This is a genomic window from Flavobacterium granuli, from assembly GCF_031456055.1.
Taxonomy (GTDB): Bacteria; Bacteroidota; Bacteroidia; order Flavobacteriales; family Flavobacteriaceae; genus Flavobacterium; species Flavobacterium granuli_A.
On the sequence record NZ_JAVDTX010000004.1, the window covers coordinates 38288 to 63466 of the forward strand.

The window sequence follows — 25179 nt, forward strand, 5'->3', positions numbered from 1 at the left end:
GTTTTTATTTAATGGAAATTTGCAACAAAGTATTTAAACACAAAACCTATGGAATTCGGTAGAATTATAGTTTCGGAAACGGCAATGAACAGTGAAAATCTTCAAGATGTGATTCACTCCAATATATCAGTAATCAACTTAATGCGCGAGGAAGGCGTGAACGACGAATTTATTCATGAAGATGCCTTGATGAGTTATTATCTAGACTATTATTATTCCCAATATGTTGCTGGTAATTTTGCGCAATTTGTGCATCATTCAGGTTGGAATGCTGAGTTGAACGAATTGATAGAAGAAGGTTTGGCATTGATTGGAGCCGAAAAACATTTGGAATTATTTCAACAGCTTTCCAAAAAAGTAAAATTAATGAGCAGTGTAAAGCTCAATAAGTTTCTGAAGGGGAAATTGGAAGGAGTTAACCCAACAAGAGATTTGCTTATAAACGACACTTTTTTCGAAATCGAAGAAAATCTGGTTACTTTGAATGCTAATTTTTTGAAATCACACCCTGATTTCGAAGTGCTTTCTGTAGACGATATGTTTGCCTCTTTGGAAGAATTTGTAGGTCATGAGATTAAAAGGGAATAATTTATTCAATTTTACTATATCTGACTGAAGGATTATGATGTACAAAGACTTCTTACTTTAACTCGATAAAGACGATATTGTTTTTTGCTTGCTTAATAAATCATTCTATAATTTTAAAAAAAGACATATCTTTACGGTGTAAAATCTTTCAATAATAAAGTGAAAAATTATGAAAACTAAGACCACAATTTTATTCGCAGTAATAATTCTATTTTTAAATTTTTCCTGTAGTAAAGATGATATCAGTAAAGGAATTGATTGTGTGGGAGAATCGTTTTTTGTAAAATTAAAACACACGACAGATGCCGCAAATACTAAAAAAGTTGATTTTGTGATTGATTATACGGGCAAATATACATTATCATCGGTTAAATGGACTTTTGGTGATGGCAGTACTGAAACAGTTACAGGAAATACAGTTTCTCACATCTATAGCGGGGCAGGAACTTTCACGGTAAAAGCAGATGTTACTATTAAAAATGGTAAAGAAACGTGTACTTCGTCACAGACTAAAAGCGTGACAGTTAACTAGATACTCCTTCATGTTAATAAAAAAAAGAGTTTGTCGGTTGCGAGATTTAAAGAGAATAATTTAATCATTTCGCAAAAACTCACAAAGAAAAATTGCAAAGATTCACAAAGAATTCTATAAAATTTTAAAAGAAAACTTTGCAAATCTTTGTGCTTCTTTTGTGCATCTTCGCGAAACTGTTTCTTAATTTTTTACAAACTTCAATTTTTTGGTACCTGCATCCGTTTGTACATTCATAAAATAAATCCCAGCCGACCAGGAGCTTATATCCCAAGTAGTTGTGGATCGAGTTGTTTTAATTCTTTGTCCAGCCACATTATAAAAGACTGTTTTTTCAATCGTTATTCCGCTTAATAGGTTTAGTGTAAGAATGTCGTTTGCTTGATTTAGCGACAATTGCGCAGCAGTCAATTCAAATTTTTCTTTACTTAAAGTTGCGGTATTTCCTTTTGAAATGATGTTTTTATTTGGATCGAAAGTGATGCTAGAAATGGCAAAAGGAACGTTTTCTGTAAAAGTTTCCCCATTAACGGTATTGTCTAAAACTAAATCCAATTGTTGGCCTCCAGTTCCAAAAATTCGTATAGGCACCGGCATTTCAAAATAAGAAACCGAAGTGTCCGATTGTGTTTGATTGACGATAAACTTGGCTTGACCACCTCCTAAATTTTGGACTGTGATATTATAAACTGGATAACCCTGATTGTAAATCCAGTCGTTAAAGAATTCGCTTAGACTACTACCATATACAGTTTCCAAGTGCGATTGTAAGTCGGGGGTTTTGGCATATTTGTAGGCTAGATTAATATCTTTTAAATAATTCTTGATTCCTTGAAAAAAAAGTGCATCCCCCATTTTGAAACGAAGCATATTCAGAACCATGGCTCCTTTATTATACGTTAATCGGGAGTCGAAAATCCTGTTGACATTGTTAAGTTCAGCATCTGTCAAATAGATAGCTCCATTAGTTTTGGAAGTAATATTGTTAATCATTTTGTCTTTTTCGGTTACAAAAGCAGCTTGTCCATCAAAATTTTCAATTACCAAAGCAGCCACATAAGTAGCAAAACCTTCATTAAGCCAAATGTCTTTCCAGCTACCACAAGTGATTTTATCCCCAAACCATTGGTGAGCCATTTCGTGGGCAATTAATCCTCTACCAAAACTATTCATAAATGAAACCGTGGTGTGCTCCATTCCGCCACCCCAGCCAAATTGGGCATGACCATACTTTTCGGTGTGAAAAGGATAGATTTCGAATAGGCTTTCATACAAATTCAAAATTAGGGGAGTTTGATCCAGTTGTGTTTGTACCGATGCCAATGTTTCGGGATAAATGTAGTTGATTATCGGGTATTGGTTGGGAGCAGTTCCGCCTGTTTGGTTGTATACGCTGTAATTGGTTACGGCTATGGCAACCAAATATGCTGGAATTGGGTAGCCATGATGAAAATGGGTTGTTTTATTGGTGCCATTAATTACTGGTGCGGCAGGTTCAATACCGTTAGAAACGCTTACATATTGCGAAGGGGCTGTAATATAAACATCGATGGCATCTGCCTTGTCATTCAAATCTTGCTTGCAGGGCCACCAATCACGTGCGCCATAAGGCTCAGACAAAGTATATAAAACAGGTGAATTATTGTGAGTAGAAGTAGTGAAAGCTGCTTCGCCAGTTGCAGGTGCTCCAGAATAGGAAATTACAACGGTTGCCGAAGTGCCTAAATTGAGCAAGCTTGATAAAGTAATTACCAATTCGTTATTGGTATTTTGTGTAAATGCTAATGCCAATCCGTTTTGTGTAACACTGCTTACCGTTAGTTGATTCGATAAATCAAAAGTAACGGTGGTAAGATCGGATAATGCAGTAAAAGTGGTAGTTACAACCCCAGAAATGTAATAACTGGCAGGATCTACAGAAAAACGAAGTTCATGATAGGTAATGTCATAATTTTGAGTGTTGGGATTGACTCTCAAGTTCATTTTCTTGCTTGCCATCTTCTGTTCGAGGATTGCAATATCTTGTGTTTGACTTTCCTTTTTTTGGGCATAACCCGAAATCATTACAGCCAATAATACTATCAAGTACCTTTTTTTCATTTTAATATTCAATTTGCATATCAAATATAGTTAATGATTTTGCTTTAACCTTTTATAGTTTCTGATTTGTTGAATTTTAGTAATGTTATGCTACTAATTTAATCTTTGTTTTAGATTTAGTCAATTGTAAATCAATTAAGTAGTGTTAAATTTAAGTAATACAAACAAAAAAGGAATATCTTTATGGTTCGAAAATCAAAGCTTTTTTTGTTTTTTTCTTTGTCCTAAATGCAGTTTTATTGTTTAACGTAAAAATGGATCTATGCAAAAAATTACTATTCTAATTAGCGGGTTTTTATTTCTTTTTTTGAGTGCCGTTATAATTCTTGTTCCGCTTCAGGCAAAAGGAAAGAAAACGAACTTACCGGTTATTTTTAAAGAGTCTCTAAAGAATTCTTATTCAAAAATTCAAGATAAAAATATAATCAAAGGGAATTGGCAAAGCGACGATTCTGCGGTTGAATTACATATTTCTAGACTTTTTGATAATGGTTCATTGGAAATAAAGTATTCGAATTCGAAATTTATTTTTATTGAAAAAGCGGGTTGGACTAATTCTTCAGAGGTTTTACGGCTTTTTGTTATATACAGACAAGACGACAATTCGGGATATAGTTTGTCATTACAGTATCTTGCAGAAAAAGACATACTCATAGGCGCTTATGTTGACGGCTCCGACAATAAATCATACAATGTCACTTTCAGAAGAATCAAATAGACATATTTGTCGCTTAAATAGTTATAATGAGTCACTTTAGTCTGTTTTGCTTTGCTTTCAGTTTCTAAAACATTCTGAGACATGAACTTTATTGCATGAGGGTATTAAATATCTATTCATTAAAAAAGATGCTCATCGAATGAGCATCTTTTTTATTTAAGATTGTGTCCCGTCCTGAAATAACGAGGCAAAAATCTTAGATTAGGTTCAGGAAGTGGGGATTTCTTATGTGTTTGTGAATAAATGCAGAACGGAAAGTTTTTTATTCAGCCAATTTATTAAGAACTTGTTCGAGTTCCAAAGAGGAATTTTTAAAAATTACAAGACCTTATTATGAAGATGCAAAAATTTATTTATACAATACTTTTATTGTCCTTTTGTTTATTAGGAAAATCAGTAGGCTATTCTCAAACTCCTATTCATCTTCATTGCGAACATCTTGTTAATCCATTAGGGATTGATGTTTTAGAACCTCGATTTTCTTGGCAATTAAGTGGCGCAAAACGAGGCGCTTTGCAAAGATCCTATCAAATTGAAATAGGCACTGATTCAATCGCCTTGTCAAAAGGAGAAGCCTCTTTTTGGAATTCAGGAAAGATAGATTCAGATGCTATTTTAGTTGCTTATAAAGGAAAAAAAATGTAGTCATTTACAACCTATTTTTGGCGAGTAAAAGTATGGGGTAAAAAAAATAAGATTTCGATTTCTAAAATTCAGCGTTTTGAAACGGCAATGTTGGAAATGATTGATTGGAAAGGAAGCTGGATAACAGATGCTAATGATATGCACTACAAGCCTGCGCCTTATTTTAGAAAGGAAATAACAACTCTGAAAACTATAAAATCGGCTCGTGCCTATATAGCAACTGGTGGATTATATGAATTTTATATAAATGGGAATAAAGTAGGAAATCGAATGCTAGATCCTATGTATACTAGATTTGATCGCCGAAATTTATATACTACTTTAGATATTACGGCCGATTTAAAAAAAGGAAAAAATGCTTTTGGGATGCTGTTAGGGAACGGTTGGTACAATCATCAATCGACTGCTGTTTGGAATTTTGATAAAGCAATTTGGCGTAATCGTCCTCGTTGTTTGGTGAATATCAGAATTACTTATACGGATAATACTTCTGAAACAATAGTGACAGATGAATCATGGAAAACAGCTGATAGTCCTGTAATTTTTAATAGTATTTACACTGGCGAACATTATGATGCTCGAAAAGAAATAAGCAATTGGAATAAACCGAATTTTGACGATACCAGTTGGAAAAAAGCTGAAATTAGTTTAGCTCCTTCATCAAATTTGGTCTCGCAACAACTACATCCTATCCGCGTAATTTCGAAACTAAAGCCAGCCAAAGTTGAAAAAATTAACGACACTTTGTATGTGTTTACGTTTCCTAGAAATATAGCCGGAACAACTCAACTTTCGATAAAAAATGCTGTTGCAGGAACTGTTTTCAGGATTAAGCATGGAGAGCGTTTGTACAAAAATGGAAGAGTTGATATGTCTAATATCGATTTGCATTATCGTCCAACTGATAATTCCGATCCTTTTCAAACCGACATTTATATTGCCAATGGAAAAGGGAATGAGAGTTTTTCTCCTAAATTTAATTACAAAGGATTTCAATACGTAGAAATATCATCAAGTAAACCTTTCGCTTTAGATAGAAATAATATTTTGGCATTCGTAATTAATAGTGATGTTCCTGCAGTAGGTACTATAAAGACATCCAATGAGGTATTTAATAAGGTTTGGGAAGCTACCAATAGCAGTTATTTATCTAACTTATTTGGTTATCCAACTGATTGTCCGCAACGAGAAAAAAATGGTTGGACTGGCGATGCGCATACTGCTGTAGAAACAGGATTGTATAATTTTGACGGAATAACGATTTATGAAAAATGGTTAGCTGATCATCAAGATGAACAAAAAGAGGATGGGGAATTGTCTAATATCATTCCCAATCCAGGTAAGTTTGGTTACGAATTTGCCACAGGGCCCGATTGGACTAGCTCGGTGGCCATTATTCCTTGGAAAATATATACTTTTTATGGGGATATTAGTTTGCTGACCAAAATGTATCCAAACATAAAAAAATATGTTGATTTGATTGATAAACGATACCCAAGTGGTGTTACTGATTGGGGATTAGGAGATTGGGTTCCTGTAAAAAGCACCAGTTCCAAGCCTCTTACTTCCTCAATGTATTATTATGCGGATGCATTAATTTTGGCAAAAACAGCAAAATTGTTAGGAAAAACAACTGATTCTGAGCACTATTTTCATTTGGCACAAAAAATAAAAAATGCTGTAAATGATCAGTTTTTAAATAAAACAACTGCCATTTATTGTAGTGGTACACAAACTGAATTAGCGGGACCGCTATATTGGGGATTGGTTCCTGATGAATTTAGGCAAAAAGTTGCCGATAATTTGTATAAAAAAGTGCAAGAAACCAATTTTCATTTGGATGTTGGTTTATTAGGAACCAAAGCATTACTCAATGCATTAAGTGAAAATGGCTATGCGGATGCTGCTTATAAAATTGCTTCTCAAGAAGATTTTCCATCTTGGGGATATTGGATAAAAAATGGAGCGACTACTTTATATGAAAATTGGCCACTAGATGTGGAGAAAAATGACGCTTCGCTCAATCATATTATGTTTGGGGAAATTGGTGCATGGATGTACAAAGGTTTGGGGGGGATTTTTCCTGATGAAGAAATACCAGGCTTTAAGCATATTCTTTTGAAACCTAACTTTGTTACAGGTTTAGATTCTTTTGAAGCCAAATACCAATCTTCATATGGGGAAATTGTGTCTAGTTGGAAACGAAAAAACGGAAAAATCCTTTATAAAGTAACTATCCCACCAAATGCAAGTGCAAGTTTGTATTTAAAACATGGAATGAGTCTTAGTATTAGTCCAAAAGAAATTATTACTGTTAATGAGGGATTGTATGAAGTTATACAACTAGAAGCAGGAACTTATTCTATTAAACTTAATGAAAAATAATATTACGACTCTATATAGGTTCCCAATTTTATTTTTTTTGGAAAAATATTAGACTTTTTAATGGTTTCTTCTCATCCTTTGAACTTGATTTCAGAAATACAATAAAAAAAGCCACCTGATTTCTCAGATGGCTTTTGAAATTTATATTTGATAATGCTAAAGTTTAAAAGTCACTCCAAATTTTGCACCGCTAGTACCTGTGTTTCCTCCTAATTCTAGATTAATACCAAATTTATCGGTAAAGAAATAACGACCACCTACTTGAAGTCCAAGTCCTAATGCATCATTGTCAGGATGTGCGCCACTACCGTAATCATCGTAATCCCAAATGTAATACGTAAGACTGGCACCGGCATAGAAATCAAATTTGCTTGGCATATCTAATATTCTGTTGAAATGGTAATTACCGTTAGCTCCAATTCCTACTACAGAATTATCATAGTAATAGGTATTGTTATTGTTACTATTATGGTATGGATCTTCATCAGTTTGAAAAGATAGTTGACCCCCAAGAGTCCAATCTTTTGCGATTCCGTAATCAAGACCAAAATATACAGGAACACCCCAGCCTGAAAGTCCTAGACCAGCGTTTAATTGTGTTCTTCCTTCTTCAAGAGGAGCTTGTGCAAATGCCCCAGTTGATAGAATACCAATTGCAAACATTAGAATAATTTTTTTCATATTTTTTAATTTTTAATTACAACGCAAAAATAGGATTTTATTATAGCTTCCCTTTTGATTTTGGATAAAATAGGAGTATTTCTGTGAATTTTACAAGTTTACCTTTATTCGTTTTTTATTGAATGAAAGAAAAAATATCTATGTGTTCATCAAAAGATAGGCGGAGTTACAGAACAATCATTTTAGCATTGAACTTGGTCCCATTATAGACTACCTATACAATATAAACTCCAGAAGATAATATCTGATTGGTATTAAAACTCAGAATATCACCATCAACAGCATATGCATTTCCAAAAATTTTGGAACCTAATAGTGTATATATTGCAACTTGAACTGTTGCATTTATAAAATTATAAAACTGAAGATTTATTTAGCTAGTAGTCACAGGATTTGGAAAAATCCTCACGAAATCGGTATTCGGATAATAAATTGATTTGTCTGTTTTGAAAATGGGTAATTTTTCAAATGAACCTCCCAAAACCGCATCCTACTGCACTTCGGTCATACACAACCAATCTTGCATGATGGTAGCGTAAATTTGTCTAAAGTCATGTTGCATAGGAACCTGATCATTTACGGTAGCCGTTTGGGGCAAATTGGCAGAGGTTCCAATCATTCCTGAAACTGGGTTTGGTGTTCCTTCGACTGTGCCTCTGCCTGTATTTAAGGCTGCGCCAAAAAAGAGAACTGGTGCTGCAGAGCCATGATCGGTTCCTGAGCTGTCATTGCTTTTGATTCTACGTCCAAATTCGCTAAAAGTCATTCCGGTCACAATATCTGCTTTCCCCATCAATTTCAAATCTTCCTGAAAAGCTCCGATTGCTTGTGACATTTATAACTCTTTCAGTTTCTAAACCAGATTTACCCGTTATTTCTTTCTTAGGGTTCGTTAAGGATGAATAACGTCTTCCATTGTATATTTTACGCGAGTATTTTTCGAATAAAGGATCTTTTTCTTGGGCACTTACCAACAGCCTTTTCAGTAATTTGGAGAATAAGGCTCGCCTAGTCAGAGTAATGTTTCCAATAAAAGATGATTTCAAATTTTAAGTGTTTTATCGTAATGATAAAATACAAACGCAAATATATAGAAATCGGTATGAGAGGAATAATAAAGGGGGTAAAACACGTGGTTTTACGTACTACGTAAGTAAAATAATACAAATATATTATTTTTTGAGTTTTGTGTTATTTAAAAATTAAGTAAGAGTTATTGATAATAATTTGTGCAATGTTTTACATTGGAGTTGTAACTAATGAATTATTAACTATAGTATATCTCATTTTTGCAGTGTTTGATGCAATTAGTACTTTTGAAGCTGTAGTATAAGTGTCACTTCCGCTAACTATTTTAAAATATATGGATTTGCCTGCTATTGAATTACTGTTTGACCAATAAAAAGTCGCATTTCTTAACCAAGTACAAGTTGTTGAAGGGCCAAATTTTACTCCATTTACATAGCAGGTGACAGTGTAGGTGTTTAAATTAAAATCATCAATATTAAACAAGGCTATAAAACGACTGTTGTCTGTTTTCAGGGGGATATTTACATTTTGGGCAGTGCCTAGTGTGATATTGAAATTGACGGGATTTTTATTGACGTAAAGAGCATATGGATTACGTGCGTTTAAATTGGAAATTGTAGTAGCAAATGATTCATTTCTATAGACTTGTGAGGTTTCGAGTCTTTCAGGTTCAGTAGTTTTGGATGTGGCTGTAAATGTATTATTTCCTATCATGACATTGTCCATAATGAATTTAGTGCCAGCTCCCGAAGTTCCATTGTTAACCAAAGTAAAATCTGTAGTACTTACATAACCACTTGTATGGGTAGCTATGATTTGCATTTCGCTAATCCAAGCAAACATTGAACCTCTTTGAACGTTTTTTCCTGTAGTTGAGGCGATGATTTCATTATCTGTAGAAATTGCAACAGTTGTGGTTTCAATGAATGTTTCATCATCTTCATTGGAACAAGACGGTATTGCAATCAATAATACAATAATTAATAATACCTTTTTCATTGTTTTTGTTTCTACTTTGTAATAGACTACCGTTTTTTGACGGTAGTTTCGGACATTCAATCCTCTTCAGTATTACTTATTGGCTTATTTCAGTCCAAGCAGGTATTGTAAAAGTACCATAGTTGATTGATTCTGTTAATCCATCATTTGTTATGGTTATTTTTGAAGTGATTCCAGTGGATTCTATTATTGTAATAGTCTTGTTAAATGTTTTCTCAATAGTTAGTCCATCAGGGCCATAAACATTTACAATGTACTTCATATAATTACCTTTTACAGCAGTATCATCATTCCATGCAGCAATTACACTCTTGTTTCCGGTAAGATCAATTGTGATTGGTCCTAATACAGGGGTGTTATTTGCATAAAATCTTTCGGCGATTACTTCTACTCTACGGTCAGTAGCAGATAACAGTGCCGCTGTTTCTACAGTACCAATTATTCTACCATGATTTGTCAATAATGGGAAAACAATCTCTTGCGGTGTACCTAATGTGATACTCATCCCTACTACAGCTTCATATTTTGCATATGGTACCGCATCCTTTTCTCCTTTTAGCATTGCATCTGTAGTGGCATCATTTGTATGGTTATAAGGTTCTACGGTTAGTTTAGGCGTGCCTGTAGTAGTTGCTTTTGCTGTAAATGTATTTGAACCAGAAGCAACATTTTCTATTAAAAACTGATTTGCTCCTCCTGAACCAACCAAATCAAATATGGTTTGGTTTGAGGGTATGGCAGGATTGTTATTAACTACATCTACTGTAATGGTGTTAATAGTCGTAGGGATCGTTCCTCTATTTACATTCTTACCTGTCGTACCTGGAAAAGCATCTTTTCCTACACCAATTTTTGCTGTTACGGTGGCTGTGTTTATTCCTGAGATATCTTCAGGAGAATCATCTTCACTTGAACAGGAAACAATTCCGAGAGCTATAAAAGCTACTAAAATAATCTTTTTCATATTTTTTGTTTTTCGTTTAGGACACTTTTGTAAGAAGTGAGAAACTAAGATTTAATTTTTTATGGTATTTTCAATTTCCGTGCCAAAAGTTTACGGATGAACGTTTAAAATGTGAAAATAATCGACAAAACACATATTAAAATTAATTAGGTAAATAAAAGACTACTTATTGGTATAAATGTTAATTGTTTTTTAATGAAAAGATTAGGGAAACATAATTTTTTTAATAAAAAATAAACCCATTTGGAAAGTTTTAGGCAAAATCTATTAATAAAAGAAGAATTCAACTGGGGTTGGTGAATAATTTAAAATCGATTAAAAATGTTGGTTATGGAATTAATATAAGTAAGTCTCATTACTTTAATACATTTCATGATTCGAGGCAGTAAGTAGCGCTTTTTTTATTTCACAATCGAAATCAGGCTTTTCTCAGTGTTTATTTTCAAACAAGCTTTAAAACGGGAAGCTTTATTTTCTTTTGAAAGATCAATTTCAAAGGTTTCAAAGTGTTTTAAGAAAGAGAAATTTTTATTCTTAGCAATAATGAATCGCCAATCTTTTGGCTGAAGTTTGTTGAATTGCATCCGAAAATATCCAATTTTAGGAGCAGAAGATTGGGAGACCCAATTTTTTAAGGAATTCGCTTCTAATACCAAGGCATTATTACGGATTGAAGTTTTTGTTTGTGCCAAAGGAAAATTTACAAACACCTGATGATTGTCAATGACATTTTTGGCTTTCAGGAAATCATAAACCTTTTTAGAATTCGTGGTCTGCATCGAGAAGTAAAAAGAAGGTTCTCGGCTGGTATGAACTATCACTTTTTTTATTGGATTAAAATCGTCATCATAGTCGTAACTGATTGCAGAATCTTTCTTTTCAACTATTTCATTTAGAAACAATTCTGTTTTACTTGGGTTTTGAGCCAAAATAGAGTCCAAATCAAAGCCAATCATTTTGTTGATTTTATCTGAATGATGTTTGAGAAAATCTTGGTTCCGAATCATTTCAAAATCAAAACCCAATGACAATAAAGCGTTTGGATTTTGAAGAAATTGCGATTCTTTTTTATACTTCGATTTGAATTGTAGTTGTCCATCAACCGTTATTTCGGAGTCTTCCAATTTTAGATTTAGAATCCCATCTTCTTTCAGCAAACCATTTTTTTTGACCCAAAACGTTACTGCATTGTTCGTGTTAATCGTTTTTTCTGTTTTTTTAGCATCTAAAAAAAGCTTTTTCAAAAATAAATCGTCGGCTACTTTTATCGCAATATGCTTTTGCTTCTCAGAAATGTTCGAGACTAGAATTTGGTTTGAATATTTTATAATGCAAAGATTCAATGAATTGGAATAATAAAAATTCATTCCATTTTGTACTGTATCCTTTCGAAATTGTGCTTTGTTTAATGCTTTTTCAAACGTAGTTTCGGTTTCAATTTTGGCAGAGAGAAACCACTGGGAAATTGGTTGGTTTTCAATGTGGAAAAAAGCTAAATAATCAGTTGGTTTTATTCCGAAATTAGAAAACTCAAAACGATTTATAAATTCTGATTCTGTATTATCCCATTTCCATTCTGAAGGATTCTTTAGACAGGAAAAAACAAAATAATTTCGAATGTTTTTCACATCTACCATTGCGATAGCATCAGCATTCTTCGGAATGTATTTTTCTTCAAAAGCTTTATGATAGCCATACCAATACAAAAAAACCATACTCCCAATGGCAATAAGAAGTATGGTAATTCTGAAAGGATAGCTTTTTGGGCTTTTCATTATTATTCAGTAACGATTGTTTCCTTTTTGCTTTCTGCATATAATTCATTGATTACATCAAAGAAATATTGCAAACTATTAGCGTGTTCCCCTTTAATGGTGTACGATGCATCAGAAACAATAGCACCATTTTTAAATTTGGATTCTACTGTAATTTCGCCAGCATTTTTCAATGCAATATCATAGTAACTGCTTTTGGTATCATTACCAAATTCCGTTTTAGATGCTGAAATTATTTTTTGAATATCAAACCAAGCAGCAGAATTATTTTTAGAGATGGATTTTTTAAAATCAGCCTGTAATGGCATTACTGTTTGTTGGATCAAGTTTTCTACATTTATTTTTGATGTAGTCAAGATTACCACGCCGTTTTTCATTCCAATGTATAAGTTTTCGAGCAGATTATCTTTTTCAAAATGAATGGTGTAATAGCCATTGGTTAATTGATAATCGGTAGCGGTAAATTTACTTTTATTCAAAGGAAGTTGCAGCAATTTGTTGACGAATGATTCATTTCTGGTATTTATAAGAAATGTAAAGTCAGGCTGTAGTTCATCTTTGATGCCTTTGGTTTCTATTTGCTGATAATTTTCATCATAATCGATTTTCACATAATCTCGTTGCACTTTTTTGAGATCATGAAGTACAAAAATGGCATTACCTGGAATTAGATCTGCAATGGCTTTTTCGTCCAAAAACAATGCAACGGCATCAATCAATACATCTGCTTCGTTGCCACTGGCGTCTTTGGTGTAGGATTGGTAAACAGAATTTAAAGTGTTTTTTAAGACTTTGTATTCGTAGTTCATAATGGCTTGTGTATCCATCGAAATGGAGTAATATCCCATAACATTATTGCCTATATAATTCAATAGGTTTTTGTCAATTTTCGAATCGCATATTTCCTGATACGATTTTTTAGTTTCTTCGTTTTTGGGTGTCATAACCTGATTCAATCGAATTCTATCCTTTTCAAAATAGCCATTCATATGAAAATTACTATTTAGGAATCCGTTTTTGTAAATTCCCATCAAAGCGGAATTCGAGCCTACAAATCCAGAATACAATTGGGTTGTCAATGCATCCAAATCGGCGAAAATATAAAAGTCAGATTTAGGATTATTGTTTTTAAAAATAGAGGGACTTACCGCTGTCGTTTCTGTTTTGGAATCGAAAGCTTTTATGAAAATCAAATCAACAACAGGATTGATTTTTAAACTTTCGATGGAATCAGTTCTTCTTAGTTCGAGTTCCAATAATTTTCTGTTGGTTTCTTCTAATTCGGCATTGGCTCTTTCCTGTGTAGCATAAATTTCTTCTTCGGTAGGTTCAATAATTTTGAGATCTTCGGTTGCTTTTTTGGATTTATTTCCCTTTTTCCCTTTTCCTTTTTTTTCCTTCTTCTCAGGATCAGGAGTTGGTTTTATTTCTTCACCAACTAAAACTGGATTTACTTCTTCACGGTAATTAGGATCTACCGAATCAACTACTGCAGTTGAGTCTGTGAGAAATCCTGTCGTGTCCATACTTGATAAATCAGCGTACGGGTCTGTTTCGTTATAATTGTTTTTATTGAGTTTTGAATATGTTGCATTCACCAAAACAGCAAACTTGTCATTCCATGCCAAATGATGCGTTTTTGAAGTAGTTACGCTATTGTATGTTCCTTGTTTTTTTACTTTAACACTGTCTCCATATTTGCTTTGAATCAATTTTTCGAATAATGCAGCATTATTTAGCGGAAGCAAGACTACATAACTCATCACAGAGTCTTTGTTGGTGTAATATTGGTATTGTTTATTGGTAAAATCAATTCCTGTTTGGCTTAAATCTTTTGGCAAAAAGTTTAATTCTTTTTCCTGTAAAGCTTGCATCCAAGGGTATTCCTGAATGGTTTTGATGGCTACTTTATCGTTTAGGTTTTTTCCATTAAAGCATAACGCAAAAGGAGCATTATCTGGAACTTTGTTGGCTAAATCCTGTGAATACATTGTTGTGTAGAAACAAATAACTAGGAATAGGAAAATTTTTTTCATATCTATTTTAGTTGAGTGTGATTGTATTTTCGATCTTTTCATTTCCATTAATCACATTGATGACAGAACCATTAAGTTTGATGGCTTTGTTGCTCTTGGATGTAACTGCATTTTTGTTGGAAAAAGATTTGATGGTCGAATCAAATTTGTAAACGGAAGTGTATTTGGCGGTTTGAAAAACTTCCTTGTCGGCTTTTTCCAATTTATCGTATAGGGCTTTTATTGGAGCTTTTTGGCTGCGAACAAACTTTTTGTCACTGTATGTAAAATAATCCGTTGCAATTGTTGGGTTTAATTTTTTGCTGTTTTTTAGTTTTAAAAAAACCGTATTCAGATTGGCAATTTTTTGAAAATCAAAATCAATCGCAAAAATGTAATTCGTTAAATCTATATTGGTTTTTACATTCGAAATTCCATCTGTATTTTTAGCTATTGCTTCCAGTTTGGATGCTTCTTTTTTTATTTCTTCTTTGGAAGGAATGTTGTAGCCATTGATTTTTTGCATCTTTAAAACCGAATTTATTTTAGTTTTGCTTTGGCTAAAATTAATCACGAAATTAAAATGCCCCGATCCATCATCCTTCATTTTTAATTCTTCAATCACTTCAAAGCAACTTTGGAACAAAAAGACCAAACACAATAAGGGGATAAAATATACTTTTTTCATTGTATGTTTTGTTACAAGGTTTTTAGGCCAATACCTGTAATCAATGGAGCTACAAAGGAAAGAATTAAATTTCTTTTTTAGATTTATTTAACACGTTTTTTATCTTATTTATTTGACTTTAATCGAATTTTTTTGAAGATTTAAATGTCATTTTTAACCATAAAAAACCAATAATTCCAGACAGAAAAGAAGCAATCAAAATGGCGATTTTAGAAAAAGTAATAACTTCTTCACCATCATTTTTGAAAGCCAAAAGGGTGATAAAAATTGACATCGTAAATCCTATTCCACCCAGCATTCCAGCTCCCAAAATGTTTTTCCATTTCAAATCTTTAGGCAATTTACAAATGCCTAATGTGACAGCGAGAAAGGAAAAAAGCCAAATCCCCAGTGGTTTTCCCACTACAAGCCCCAATATAATTCCGATTGAATTTTCGTGGCTCAATCCTTCGCGCCAGTCCGAATTAATGGCAATACAGGTATTGGCGATAGCAAAAAGAGGAAGGATAATAAAAGCTACAGGTTCGTGTAGAAAATGTTGCAGTCTATAGGACGCCGTGTTTTTTCCGCCATCTCCAAACGGAATCACAAAGGCCAATAATACGCCCGTAATGGTCGCGTGAACACCAGAATTCAGCATAAAATACCACATAAAAACACCGCCAATTAAGTAAGGAGCAAGATGATGTACTTTGCGTCTGTTCAAGATAAATAGAAAACCCAAAATGGCAAATGCAATTAATAAATTATCAAATGCAATGGTTTGAGTGTAAAATATGGCAATGACCAAAATAGCGCCTAAATCATCGATCACCGCAAGAGCTGTTAGGAATACTTTTAAAGAGGATGGAATTCGATTACCCAATAAAGACAAGACGCCGATAGCAAAAGCAATGTCTGTAGCCATAGGGATTCCGGCTCCATTTTGCGTTTGAGTTCCATAATTTAATGCCAAAAAAATTCCAGCTGGAACAATCATTCCACCTAGAGCACCAAAAATGGGAAGAAAGGCGTTTTTGATATTGGCTAATTCACCATGATATATTTCCCGTTCCAATTCCAAACCAATCATTAAAAAGAAAATAGTCATTAGTCCATCATTTATCCAATGTGTAATGGAATGGTGTCCAATTTCGGTGTTCCAAAAAGCAATATATTCAGTTTGAACTAATGAATTAGCTAGCAATAAAGAGACAACTGTTACAAAAAGAAGCAATAGACCACTTGCTTTTTCACTTTGAAAAAAGGCAGTAAATGTTTTGGTTAATTTCATTTCTATAATTTGCTTTAAATATAAATGCTAATTTAAGCATTGTAGGCTAATTAATCTGGGTTCGAACCATAAACCGTGATTTTTTAATTAATTTTGAAACTCTAATTTAGTAATCCTTTTATATGGACATCAAAATCCTTCATATTGACAGTAATAATCCCATTCTTTGGGAACAATTGGAACAGGCGGGTTTTATTAATCACGCTGATTTTACTTCTTCCAAACAAGAAATTGAATCCAAAATTCAAGATTACAACGGAATTGTTATTCGCAGCCGTTTTAAAATAGACAAACAGTTTTTAGACAAAGCAACCAATCTGCAGTTCATCGCAAGGGTAGGAGCAGGATTGGAAAGCATCGACTGCGACTATGCAACTTCCAAGAATGTTGCACTGATTGCAGCTCCCGAAGGTAATTGTAATGCTGTTGCGGAGCATACTTTAGGGATGATTCTGTCTCTTTTTAATAAGTTGAACATAGCTGACAGCGAAATTCGTTCCGGCGAATGGAACAGAGAGAAAAATCGGGGACATGAGCTTGATGGTAAAACAGTTGGAATCATAGGATATGGTAACATGGGAAAAGCTTTTTCCAAAAAACTTCGTGGTTTTGATGTTGAGGTATTGTGCTACGATATTAAAGAGAATGTTGGAGATGCTAATGCCAGACAAGTTTCACTACAGGAATTACAGCAAAAAACAGATGTACTAAGTTTACACATTCCGTGGACTCCGGAAACCGATAAGATGGTGAATTCGGATTTTATTAATGCTTTCGCAAAAGACATTTGGATTATCAACACCTCTAGAGGCAAGAATATCATAACTGCCGATTTGGTTACCGCCATGCAATCCGGAAAAGTTCTTGGGGCTGGATTAGATGTTTTGGAATACGAGAAATTATCTTTTGAAACATTATTTCAAGATAAAAACACACCAGAAGCTTTTCAGTATTTATTGGATGGCCGAAAAGTGATATTAACTCCACATATTGCTGGCTGGACTTACGAAAGTCATGAGCGTTTGGCGCAAGTGATAGTTGACAAAATTAAGGCCCTATATGGAAAAAATTAAGTCTGTAAGATTTTTAATTGTCTAAAAAATAGAATCTTATGATATTTTTTATAAATTAGTTGTCTATTAATTAACCAATTTAATTTTCAACTATGGAGAATTCAAAACAAGAAGATTGGAATAAACCACAACCAATTCATCAAGAAAATAAAAAAATTTTAGCGGGCGTTCTAGCAATCGTATTAGGAGGATTAGGGGTGCACAAATTTATTTTAGGATATACGCAAGAAGGAATAATCCAACTTATTATAGGAGTTGTTACTTGTGGAATTGGGAGTATAATTGGCCTTGTGGAAGGAATTATTTATTTGACTAAAACAGATGAAGAATTTTATCAAACCTATCAGGTAGGTAAGAAAGGCTGGTTTTAAAAAAAATAAAAAAAATATGAATCCCGAAATTTCGGGATTTTTTTATGCCAATTTTAATTTGTTAAAGCACAATAAATTATTTTAATAACAAGACATTTCTGTTAATATTTATATATTAGCAAAATCATGGAGTATCCGAAAATCCCAAATAGAGTAGGAAATTAACCAATAACCAAATTATTATAATGGATTCACAAAAAGTTGACATGTTCATGATGATGAACGCTAAGTATTTTGAAGGGCATCATCTAAATATCATCCGAGAAAAACTAATCAGCTTAGACGAAAGTCAATGGCAAAGATTACAGTTAACCCAATTTAAAGACCCAACTACTGCATTGTTGATTTCGATTTTTGCAGGAGCTTATGGAATTGATCGTTTTTACATTGGTGATACAGGAATGGGTGTTGGAAAGTTACTTACCTGTGGAGGTTTTATGATTTGGGCTATTGTGGATTGGTTTTTAATCCAAGGAGCTACAAAAGAAAAAAACACAATTGCTTTTAATAATACATTCCTTTAAAATATGTCAAAGAACAAGCTTTATATACTGATTTTATTTGCTTGTTTTTTGGGTTATAGTTGGTTACTCTTTTTGAAATTAGCTCCCGTGAAAAATTCAGGTTTGGATTTGACGGTTTGTGTGTTTAAAAGAGTAACCAGTTTACCATGTCCGTCATGCGGTACGACCAGAGCAGTTTCTTATTTGTTTAATGGTGAAATTGTGAAGTCATTGTTTCTAAATCCTTTTGGAATCATAGTTGCCGGAATTATGATTGTATCTCCAGGTTGGATTCTTTGGGATGTTATTGCAAAGAGACAGTCTTTTTACAATTTTTACATTAAAATTGAGAGTATAATTAGAAAAAAAGAAATTGCCATTCCATTGATTATATTGGTTATTCTCAATTGGGTTTGGAATATATACAAGCACTTATGATCACAATAGAAAAATTTAATTATAAACCTTACGACAGCGAGTTGGAAAGAGCATCTAACAGCTATTTGATGTCACTTGTTGTAGTGCTTTGTGGTTTGCCATTACCTATAATGAATTTGCTGGCATCAGTTTTCTTTTATTTAGGAAACAGGAAAAGCACGGCTTTTGTAAAATGGCATTGTACTCAGGCATTATTGTCTCAATTGGGTATGTTTTTCTTTAATACCGTGGGATTTTGGTGGACTATTTCAATTGTTTTTGATGGAGCTGAGGTGACGAACCCCTATATAGCTTACATTATTACCATTGTTGGCTTTAATTTGGTTGAATTTATTTTCACACTTTATTTGGCTACCCAAACCAGAAAAGGGAATCATATAGAAATGTATTTCTTTTCGGATATTACTAATTTAATCTGCAAGACCAATTATGAAAGCACTATTTAGAGGGTTATCAATAGTGGTTGTTTTCTTTGGGATTTGGTTTTTGCTGTCTCAAATTGATTTTATCACTTTTTTTAAAATAGATAAAGCCAAAAGCGCTACCGAAAAAGGTGTTGGCGATATGATTTGGGATCAAATAAAAACAACGGAAGACATAATAGTAAATGACTCGATTACCAAATCGTTGGACAAATTATTAAAACCATTATGTAAAGAAAACGGAATTGAGCGCGATAGTCTTAAAGTTCATATTATTCAGAAAGATGAGGTTAATGCCTTTGCATTGCCAGACGGACATTTGGTGGTGTATTCCGGATTAATTGAAGCATCGAAAAACGAACAGGCTTTAATTGGTGTTTTGGGTCACGAAATTGCTCACATAGAGAACAATCATGTGATGAAAAAATTATCAAAAGAGGTTGGATTTTCTGTACTGATGTCGATAACTACTGGGAATAAGAATAGTGGAGTAATTCGGGAAGTTATGCATACACTGTCATCATCAGCTTATGATCGTTCTCTTGAGAAAGAAGCGGATATCGCCAGTGTTGAATACATGCTAAAGACTAAAATTGATCCTGCGCCATTTGCTGATTTTTTATATGAAATGTCTTTTGACAATAAACTGGAAAGTGCATTGTCATGGGTAAATTCTCATCCAGAATCGGAAGAAAGAGCGAAATATATTCTTGAATATATAAAAGGAAAAAAGCCAAGCCAAAAGCATTTGTTGACTAAAACAGAATGGGACGGTTTTAAAAAAGCCGTTAAAGAATACGAAAATTAAAATATGTTAGACCATAAAAAAATCCCGAATAGTTTCGGGATTTTTTACGATTCTGCATTCTGCAATCTAAAATTTACTCTTCCTTATCGTTTAACTCTTCCTTGTCATTTAGTTTACGTTCCAATTCGGCCTGGAATTCTTCCATTACAGGTTTCATAGTGCTTTCAGGAATATCTGCAATTCGAATGTACATTAATCCATCGATAGCATTGTTAAATAAAGGATCAACATTAAATGCAACTAGTTTTGCGTTTTGTTTGATGTATTTTTTTATCAGTACAGGGAGTCTCAAAATACCAGGTTCCAACTCATCTATAAGTTTGTCGAATTTATTTAAATCAGCTTCAGCTTCATCAAAAATGAAATCCTTGTCGGCATCTTTTAGTTTGACTTTGAATTCCTTTTTAGGATGGATATACTGTGCAATATAAGGGTCATAATAGTGCGATTTCATGAATTCAATCATCAATGATTTCGAAAAATCTGAAAATTGATTGCTGATACTCACACCACCCAATAAATATTTATGTTCCGGATAATGTAAAGTAGTATGAATAATTCCTCTCCATAATAAGAACAACGGCATTGGTTTTTGCTGATATTCCTTGATGATAAAAGCTCTACCCATATCGATGGATTTGCTCATCATGTCGTGCAATTCTGGTTCAAAACGGAAAAGTCCATTCAAATAAAATCCTTCAATACCATATTTTGGGTAAATATGAGATCCTAATCCCATACGGTAAGCTCCTGCAATTTGTTTGGTTTCATCATCCCACAAAAAGAGGTGGCGATAGTATTTGTCGTATTTGTCAATATCAATGGATTCATTCGTCCCTTCACCTACTTCTCTAAAAGTAATTTCGCGTAAACGACCAATTTCGTGAAGAATATTTGGAATCTGTTTGGCTTCAGCAAAAAACACTTCGTAATTTTTACTTTGTAAAAGACGAAGGTCAGCCACTCTCAAAGCTTCCACTTCGGAAATCATTTTGTCCGTACTGGCTGGAGTAACAATTTTTTTAGGGGCTTTCGAAGGCATTAAATTAGCCGTATTCAAAAAATTGTTCTCTTTTTCAAAAGGATTGGCGAGCATGTAGGTTTTCTTTCTTAAGAATTCCGTGTAATCTTCAATCGATTCGTATTCGTTTTGTTCGGCAACCGAAATTGGTTTTCCAACACGTACTTTGATAATTCTATCTTTTTGAGTCAGTAATTCTGATGGCAATTTTGCAGTTCTTAGTGTGTCGTTTATTTTCGACAGAAAATAAAACAAGCGACTGTTTTTGGCGTGAAAATAGATAGGAACTACGGGAACTTGTGCTTTTCGAATTACTTTTATGGCGCCCTCTTCCCAAGCTTTATCTACTACTAACTTTCCGTCTTTATAAGTCGAAACCTCACCAGCTGGAAACATTCCCAATGGTTTACCGTCTCTAAGATGACGAAGTGTTTCCTTAATTCCTACCACACTGGACTTAGCGTCTTTGTGATTTTCAAAAGGATTCACCGGCATGATGTAAGGTTTCATCGGATCGATGCGGTGCAATAAAAAATTGGCTATAATTTTAAAATTAGGCTCTCTTTCAAGCATTAATTTCAATAATAGAATTCCATCAATTCCTCCAAGCGGATGATTTGAAATTGTAATATAGGCACCATCTTTTGGCAAACGTTTAAAATCTTCTTCAGGAATCTCAAATTTAATTTGGAACTCGTCCAATATAGCATTCAAGAACGGTAGCTCTTTCAAATGTTTGTTGCGGTCGTATATTTTGTTTAATGTCGAAATCTTCAAAACTTTCATTAACAACCAACCAGAAAAAGTACCTAAAGCGCCGTACTTGTCCGTATTTATTGTCTTTGCAACTTCTTTCGCGGTAACTAAACCCATTTATTTTTTCTTTTTTGAGCAAGCGACAAAGATAGCAAAATACTCCATTTTTTATGGCTTTTTTTGAATCAATCTTTCTACTTTTTACTACTTTTGAATTCCATAAAAAAAATAATCTTCCGAATTTGAGATAAAAAATTGGCTTTAAGAACCAGTTTCAGTCAAAGTCTATCGGATATAAAAAGAATATAGCAATGAAAATAATATCATATAACGTAAACGGAATTCGTGCTGCAATTAACAAAGGATTTATAGAATGGTTACAACACGCCAATCCAGATGTAATTTGTTTGCAGGAAATCAAAGCAACCGAAGAGCAAATTCCTGTTTCAGACATTACCGCTGCGGGATATCCGTATCAATATTATTACTCTGCAACCAAAAAAGGTTACAGCGGTGTTGCCATACTTTCGAAAATTAAACCGAATAATGTAGTTTACGGAACCGGTATTCATCACATGGATTTTGAGGGTCGAAATCTTCGCGCCGATTTTGACGACTGTTCGGTAATGAGTTTGTATTTGCCTTCGGGGACGAACGGTGATCGTTTAAGCCATAAATTCATGTATATGGATGATTTTCAAAACTACATCGACGAACTTAGAAAGGGTATTCCTAACCTCATTATTTGTGGAGATTACAACATTTGTCACGAGGCAATCGATATTCACGACCCCGTTCGAAACAAAAATGTATCGGGATTTTTGCCCGAAGAAAGAGCTTGGCTAGATAAATTTATGAAATCTGGATTTGTAGACAGTTTTCGTCATTTCAACAGCGAACCGCACCAATATTCGTGGTGGAGTTACCGCGCTGGAGCACGTGGAAATAACAAAGGTTGGCGTATCGATTACAATTTAGTGAGCGACTCCCTAAAACATAAACTCAAAAGAGCCGTTATATTACCAGACGCCATGCATTCCGATCATTGTCCGGTTTTGGTAGAAATTGAATAATAAAATAAAGAAAGTTTTAAGGAGCTAATCCCGCTATCCGTTTCAATCTCCCGAAGAAAAATCGGGAGGATTTACACTACTATCGGGGCTAGGGCTCCGCATATTACAAGAACCTTTGATTCCAAATGCCACTATTAATATAAAAACTTAACAAAATGATTAAAAAAATTTCCATTGGACTTTTAATTCTCGCGTTGTCGACTTCTTGTGTTTCCAAGAAAATTTACAATGATCTTGAAAATCAATTTGCCAATCTAAAAAAGGAAAATAGATCCATTTCTGATGAAAATGCTGCTTTATTGGCATCCAAAAAACAATTGGAATCAGAGAAAGCTGCTTTGCAAAACAAATTGGATGACACCAACGCCAACTTGGCCAAAGTACAAGCCGATTATGAAGCTGCTAAAAACAAAATGAAAGTGATGCAGGATTCTTATGCTGCTTTGGAAAAAAATAGCAATGAGGCTTTGGAAGCCAACATGAAGAAAAATCGTGAGTTATTGGCACAATTAGATGCTAAAGCAAAAGCTTTGGCATCGGAACAAGAAAAATTAAATGCAAGCAGTCAACGCTTAAAAGAATTGGAAGATTTGATTGCTGCCAAAGAAGCAAGCATGAAAAAACTAAAAGAAACACTTTCCAAAGCACTTAATAGTTTTGAAGGCAAAGGTTTGACAGTAGAGCAAAAAAACGGAAAAGTATATGTTTCCATGGAAAATAAATTGCTTTTCAATTCGGGTAGTTGGGCTGTTGGAGTAGAAGGTAAAAAGGCAGTTGTTGAAGTTGGCAAAGTATTGGGGGACAACCCAGATATTTCTGTATTGATTGAAGGACACACCGATAATGATCCGTATGAAGGTTCTGGGCCTATTGCAGACAACTGGGATCTTTCGACTAAAAGAGCCACCGCTATTGTCACTATTTTGGGTGAAAACAAAAAAGTAAATAAACAAAACCTAACGGCTGCTGGAAGAAGTGAATATTCTCCATTGGCCAGCAACAGTTCATCCGAAGGAAAATCCAAAAACCGTAGAATTGAAATTATCTTGACTCCAAGATTGGACGAAATTTCAAAAATGTTGAATGAGTTTTAGGAGGAAGATACTAAGATTCTAAGTTGCTAAGCTACTGAGTATAGAAAAGGTTCGCGTTTATACGCGAACCTTTTTTGTTGAAAATTAAGCAAGAGTAATCTACAATCGAAGAACTAATTTTTATCTTTGCCTTGATAAACTTAGGCCCTTAGTGGCTTAGAATCTTAGCATCTTAAAAAAAATGAAATACACTACTTTACCAAATACCGACATAAAAGTCAGTAAAATATGTCTGGGAACGATGACTTTTGGGCAACAAAACACCGAATCAGAAGGACATGTCCAAATGGATTATGCGCTCGAAAAAGGAGTCAATTTTTTTGATACTGCCGAGATGTATTCCATCCCAGGTAAGCAAGAAACCTACGGGAGTACCGAAAAAATAATCGGATCGTGGTTCAAAAAAACAGGAAAAAGAGAAGAAGTTGTTTTGGCTTCCAAGATTGCTGGACCAAGTCCTATTTTTGGTTACATGCGTGAAAAATTAGATTTCTCTCCTGCTAGTATTCAATACGCTTTGGATAATAGTTTACAGCGTCTTCAAACTGATTACATTGATCTTTATCAAATGCATTGGCCAGAACGCAAAACTAATTTTTTTGGACAACGTGGTTACAAAGTTCAGGATGATGCCTGGGAAGACAATATTCACGCTGTTTTAGAAGCGTTGGATGGTTTTGTAAAAGCTGGAAAAATTAAACACATTGGAGTTTCTAATGAAAATCCTTGGGGAATGATGCGTTTTCTGGAAGAAAGCAAATACAATGATTTACCAAGAATTAAAACCATTCAAAATCCATACTCGTTGTTGAATCGTCTTTTCGAAAATGCTTCTGCCGAAGTTTGTCTTCGTGAGAACGTGGGATTGTTGGCTTATTCACCTTTGGCTTTTGGTGTTTTATCTGGGAAGTTCTTGAATGGTGAGTCTCATCCCAATGCAAGATTGAGTTTATTTCCACAGTATTCGAGATACAGTAGTGTAAATTCGACCAAGGCAACTAAACTATATCAGGAAGTCGCACACAAACACGGATTAACATTGACTCAACTGGCTTTGGCTTTTGTACAGCAGCAGCCTTTTATGACGAGTTCAATTATTGGAGCCACTACAATGGAACAACTTAAAGAAAATATTGATACGATTCAGGTAACACTTTCCGAAGAAATTTTAAAAGATATAGATGCCGTTCAGGCCATTATTCCTGATCCAGCACCTTAATTGTGAAAT

General features: G+C 34.0%; 24 protein-coding genes. 14 read left to right on the forward strand and 10 right to left on the reverse strand.

Going from position 1 to position 25179, the window contains the following annotated elements; translation table 11 throughout:
- Positions 1 to 48 precede the first annotated feature (48 nt).
- The gene (locus J2W95_RS09260; RefSeq protein ID WP_310006223.1) at positions 49 to 588 is read left to right on the forward strand and encodes a DMP19 family protein; all 540 of its coding nucleotides are present in this window, start codon (positions 49 to 51) and stop codon (positions 586 to 588) included.
- A 169-nt stretch (positions 589 to 757) separates the two neighbouring features.
- A complete protein-coding gene (locus tag J2W95_RS09265) occupies positions 758 to 1120 on the forward strand; it encodes a PKD domain-containing protein (protein WP_310006225.1) in 363 nt (120 codons plus the stop codon).
- 183 nt (positions 1121 to 1303) lie between these two features.
- Here the strand turns inward: J2W95_RS09265 and J2W95_RS09270 are convergent, their stop codons facing one another.
- The gene (locus J2W95_RS09270) at positions 1304 to 3220 is read right to left on the reverse strand and encodes a M1 family metallopeptidase (protein WP_310006227.1); all 1917 of its coding nucleotides are present in this window, start codon (positions 3218 to 3220) and stop codon (positions 1304 to 1306) included.
- 262 nt (positions 3221 to 3482) lie between these two features.
- Here J2W95_RS09270 and J2W95_RS09275 point away from each other — a divergent pair, with 262 nt between their 5' ends.
- The 3 genes from J2W95_RS09275 to J2W95_RS09285 all read left to right on the forward strand — a co-directional run bounded on the left by J2W95_RS09275 (position 3483) and on the right by J2W95_RS09285 (position 6968).
- Complete coding sequence (locus J2W95_RS09275; protein ID WP_310006229.1) at positions 3483 to 3938, forward strand: hypothetical protein; 456 nt, start codon at positions 3483 to 3485, stop codon at positions 3936 to 3938.
- Positions 3939 to 4271: 333 nt separating this feature from the next.
- On the forward strand, positions 4272 to 4583 hold the full coding sequence (locus J2W95_RS09280) for a glycoside hydrolase family 78 protein (RefSeq protein ID WP_310006231.1): 312 nt from the start codon (positions 4272 to 4274) through the stop codon (positions 4581 to 4583).
- Positions 4584 to 4679: 96 nt separating this feature from the next.
- Positions 4680 to 6968: a glycoside hydrolase family 78 protein gene (locus tag J2W95_RS09285; RefSeq protein WP_310006233.1), complete on the forward strand. Its 2289-nt coding sequence runs from the start codon at positions 4680 to 4682 to the stop codon at positions 6966 to 6968.
- Positions 6969 to 7124: 156 nt separating this feature from the next.
- Here J2W95_RS09285 and J2W95_RS09290 read toward each other — a convergent pair whose 3' ends face one another.
- The 8 genes from J2W95_RS09290 to nhaA form a co-directional block, all read right to left on the reverse strand.
- Positions 7125 to 7649: an outer membrane beta-barrel protein gene (locus tag J2W95_RS09290; RefSeq protein ID WP_310006234.1), complete on the reverse strand. Its 525-nt coding sequence runs from the start codon at positions 7647 to 7649 to the stop codon at positions 7125 to 7127.
- Positions 7650 to 8139: 490 nt separating this feature from the next.
- Positions 8140 to 8484 (reverse strand): DUF1501 domain-containing protein, encoded by a 345-nt coding sequence (locus J2W95_RS09295; RefSeq protein WP_310006236.1) that lies wholly within the window; start codon positions 8482 to 8484, stop codon positions 8140 to 8142.
- 404 nt (positions 8485 to 8888) lie between these two features.
- The gene (locus J2W95_RS09300; RefSeq protein ID WP_310006238.1) at positions 8889 to 9677 is read right to left on the reverse strand and encodes a hypothetical protein; all 789 of its coding nucleotides are present in this window, start codon (positions 9675 to 9677) and stop codon (positions 8889 to 8891) included.
- A gap of 76 nt (positions 9678 to 9753) precedes the next feature.
- Positions 9754 to 10641, reverse strand: coding sequence for a hypothetical protein (locus tag J2W95_RS09305; protein ID WP_310006240.1), 888 nt, complete (start codon positions 10639 to 10641; stop codon positions 9754 to 9756).
- Positions 10642 to 11042: 401 nt separating this feature from the next.
- Positions 11043 to 12416 carry a hypothetical protein gene (locus J2W95_RS09310; protein WP_310006242.1) on the reverse strand — a complete coding sequence of 458 codons (1374 nt, stop codon included), beginning with the start codon at positions 12414 to 12416 and terminating at the stop codon, positions 11043 to 11045.
- A 2-nt stretch (positions 12417 to 12418) separates the two neighbouring features.
- On the reverse strand, positions 12419 to 14452 hold the full coding sequence (locus J2W95_RS09315) for a hypothetical protein (RefSeq protein ID WP_310006245.1): 2034 nt from the start codon (positions 14450 to 14452) through the stop codon (positions 12419 to 12421).
- Between the two features lie 7 nt (positions 14453 to 14459).
- Positions 14460 to 15119, reverse strand: a complete 660-nt coding sequence (locus tag J2W95_RS09320) for a hypothetical protein (protein ID WP_310006247.1) — start codon at positions 15117 to 15119, stop codon at positions 14460 to 14462.
- Between the two features lie 118 nt (positions 15120 to 15237).
- Positions 15238 to 16392 (reverse strand): Na+/H+ antiporter NhaA, encoded by a 1155-nt coding sequence (gene nhaA / locus J2W95_RS09325; RefSeq protein WP_310006250.1) that lies wholly within the window; start codon positions 16390 to 16392, stop codon positions 15238 to 15240.
- Positions 16393 to 16514: 122 nt separating this feature from the next.
- Between nhaA and J2W95_RS09330 the strand changes: the two genes are divergently transcribed.
- From J2W95_RS09330 to J2W95_RS09355, 6 genes are all read left to right on the forward strand, one after another.
- The gene (locus J2W95_RS09330) at positions 16515 to 17465 is read left to right on the forward strand and encodes a 2-hydroxyacid dehydrogenase (RefSeq protein ID WP_310006252.1); all 951 of its coding nucleotides are present in this window, start codon (positions 16515 to 16517) and stop codon (positions 17463 to 17465) included.
- Between the two features lie 92 nt (positions 17466 to 17557).
- Entirely contained in the window at positions 17558 to 17836 is a 279-nt protein-coding gene (locus J2W95_RS09335; RefSeq protein ID WP_310006254.1) for a TM2 domain-containing protein, read from the forward strand.
- A 185-nt stretch (positions 17837 to 18021) separates the two neighbouring features.
- Positions 18022 to 18360: a TM2 domain-containing protein gene (locus tag J2W95_RS09340; RefSeq protein WP_310006256.1), complete on the forward strand. Its 339-nt coding sequence runs from the start codon at positions 18022 to 18024 to the stop codon at positions 18358 to 18360.
- 3 nt (positions 18361 to 18363) lie between these two features.
- A complete protein-coding gene (locus tag J2W95_RS09345; protein WP_310006258.1) occupies positions 18364 to 18777 on the forward strand; it encodes a DUF2752 domain-containing protein in 414 nt (137 codons plus the stop codon).
- The gene (locus tag J2W95_RS09350; protein ID WP_310006260.1) at positions 18774 to 19223 is read left to right on the forward strand and encodes a magnetosome magnetite crystal formation protein family; all 450 of its coding nucleotides are present in this window, start codon (positions 18774 to 18776) and stop codon (positions 19221 to 19223) included. Before J2W95_RS09345 ends, J2W95_RS09350 begins: the two co-directional genes overlap by 4 nt.
- Positions 19207 to 20007, forward strand: coding sequence for a M48 family metallopeptidase (locus tag J2W95_RS09355; protein ID WP_310006262.1), 801 nt, complete (start codon positions 19207 to 19209; stop codon positions 20005 to 20007). The genes J2W95_RS09350 and J2W95_RS09355 overlap by 17 nt, the downstream gene beginning before the upstream one ends.
- A gap of 73 nt (positions 20008 to 20080) precedes the next feature.
- On the opposite strand, the gene J2W95_RS09360 is transcribed toward J2W95_RS09355, so the two are convergent.
- Positions 20081 to 21901 (reverse strand): lysophospholipid acyltransferase family protein, encoded by a 1821-nt coding sequence (locus J2W95_RS09360; protein ID WP_310006264.1) that lies wholly within the window; start codon positions 21899 to 21901, stop codon positions 20081 to 20083.
- Positions 21902 to 22095: 194 nt separating this feature from the next.
- Between J2W95_RS09360 and J2W95_RS09365 the strand changes: the two genes are divergently transcribed.
- From J2W95_RS09365 to J2W95_RS09375, 3 genes are all read left to right on the forward strand, one after another.
- Positions 22096 to 22857, forward strand: coding sequence for an exodeoxyribonuclease III (locus J2W95_RS09365; protein WP_310006266.1), 762 nt, complete (start codon positions 22096 to 22098; stop codon positions 22855 to 22857).
- A gap of 155 nt (positions 22858 to 23012) precedes the next feature.
- Positions 23013 to 23951 carry an OmpA/MotB family protein gene (locus J2W95_RS09370; RefSeq protein ID WP_310006268.1) on the forward strand — a complete coding sequence of 313 codons (939 nt, stop codon included), beginning with the start codon at positions 23013 to 23015 and terminating at the stop codon, positions 23949 to 23951.
- A 181-nt stretch (positions 23952 to 24132) separates the two neighbouring features.
- Positions 24133 to 25170, forward strand: a complete 1038-nt coding sequence (locus J2W95_RS09375; RefSeq protein ID WP_310006270.1) for an NADP(H)-dependent aldo-keto reductase — start codon at positions 24133 to 24135, stop codon at positions 25168 to 25170.
- Positions 25171 to 25179 lie beyond the last annotated feature (9 nt).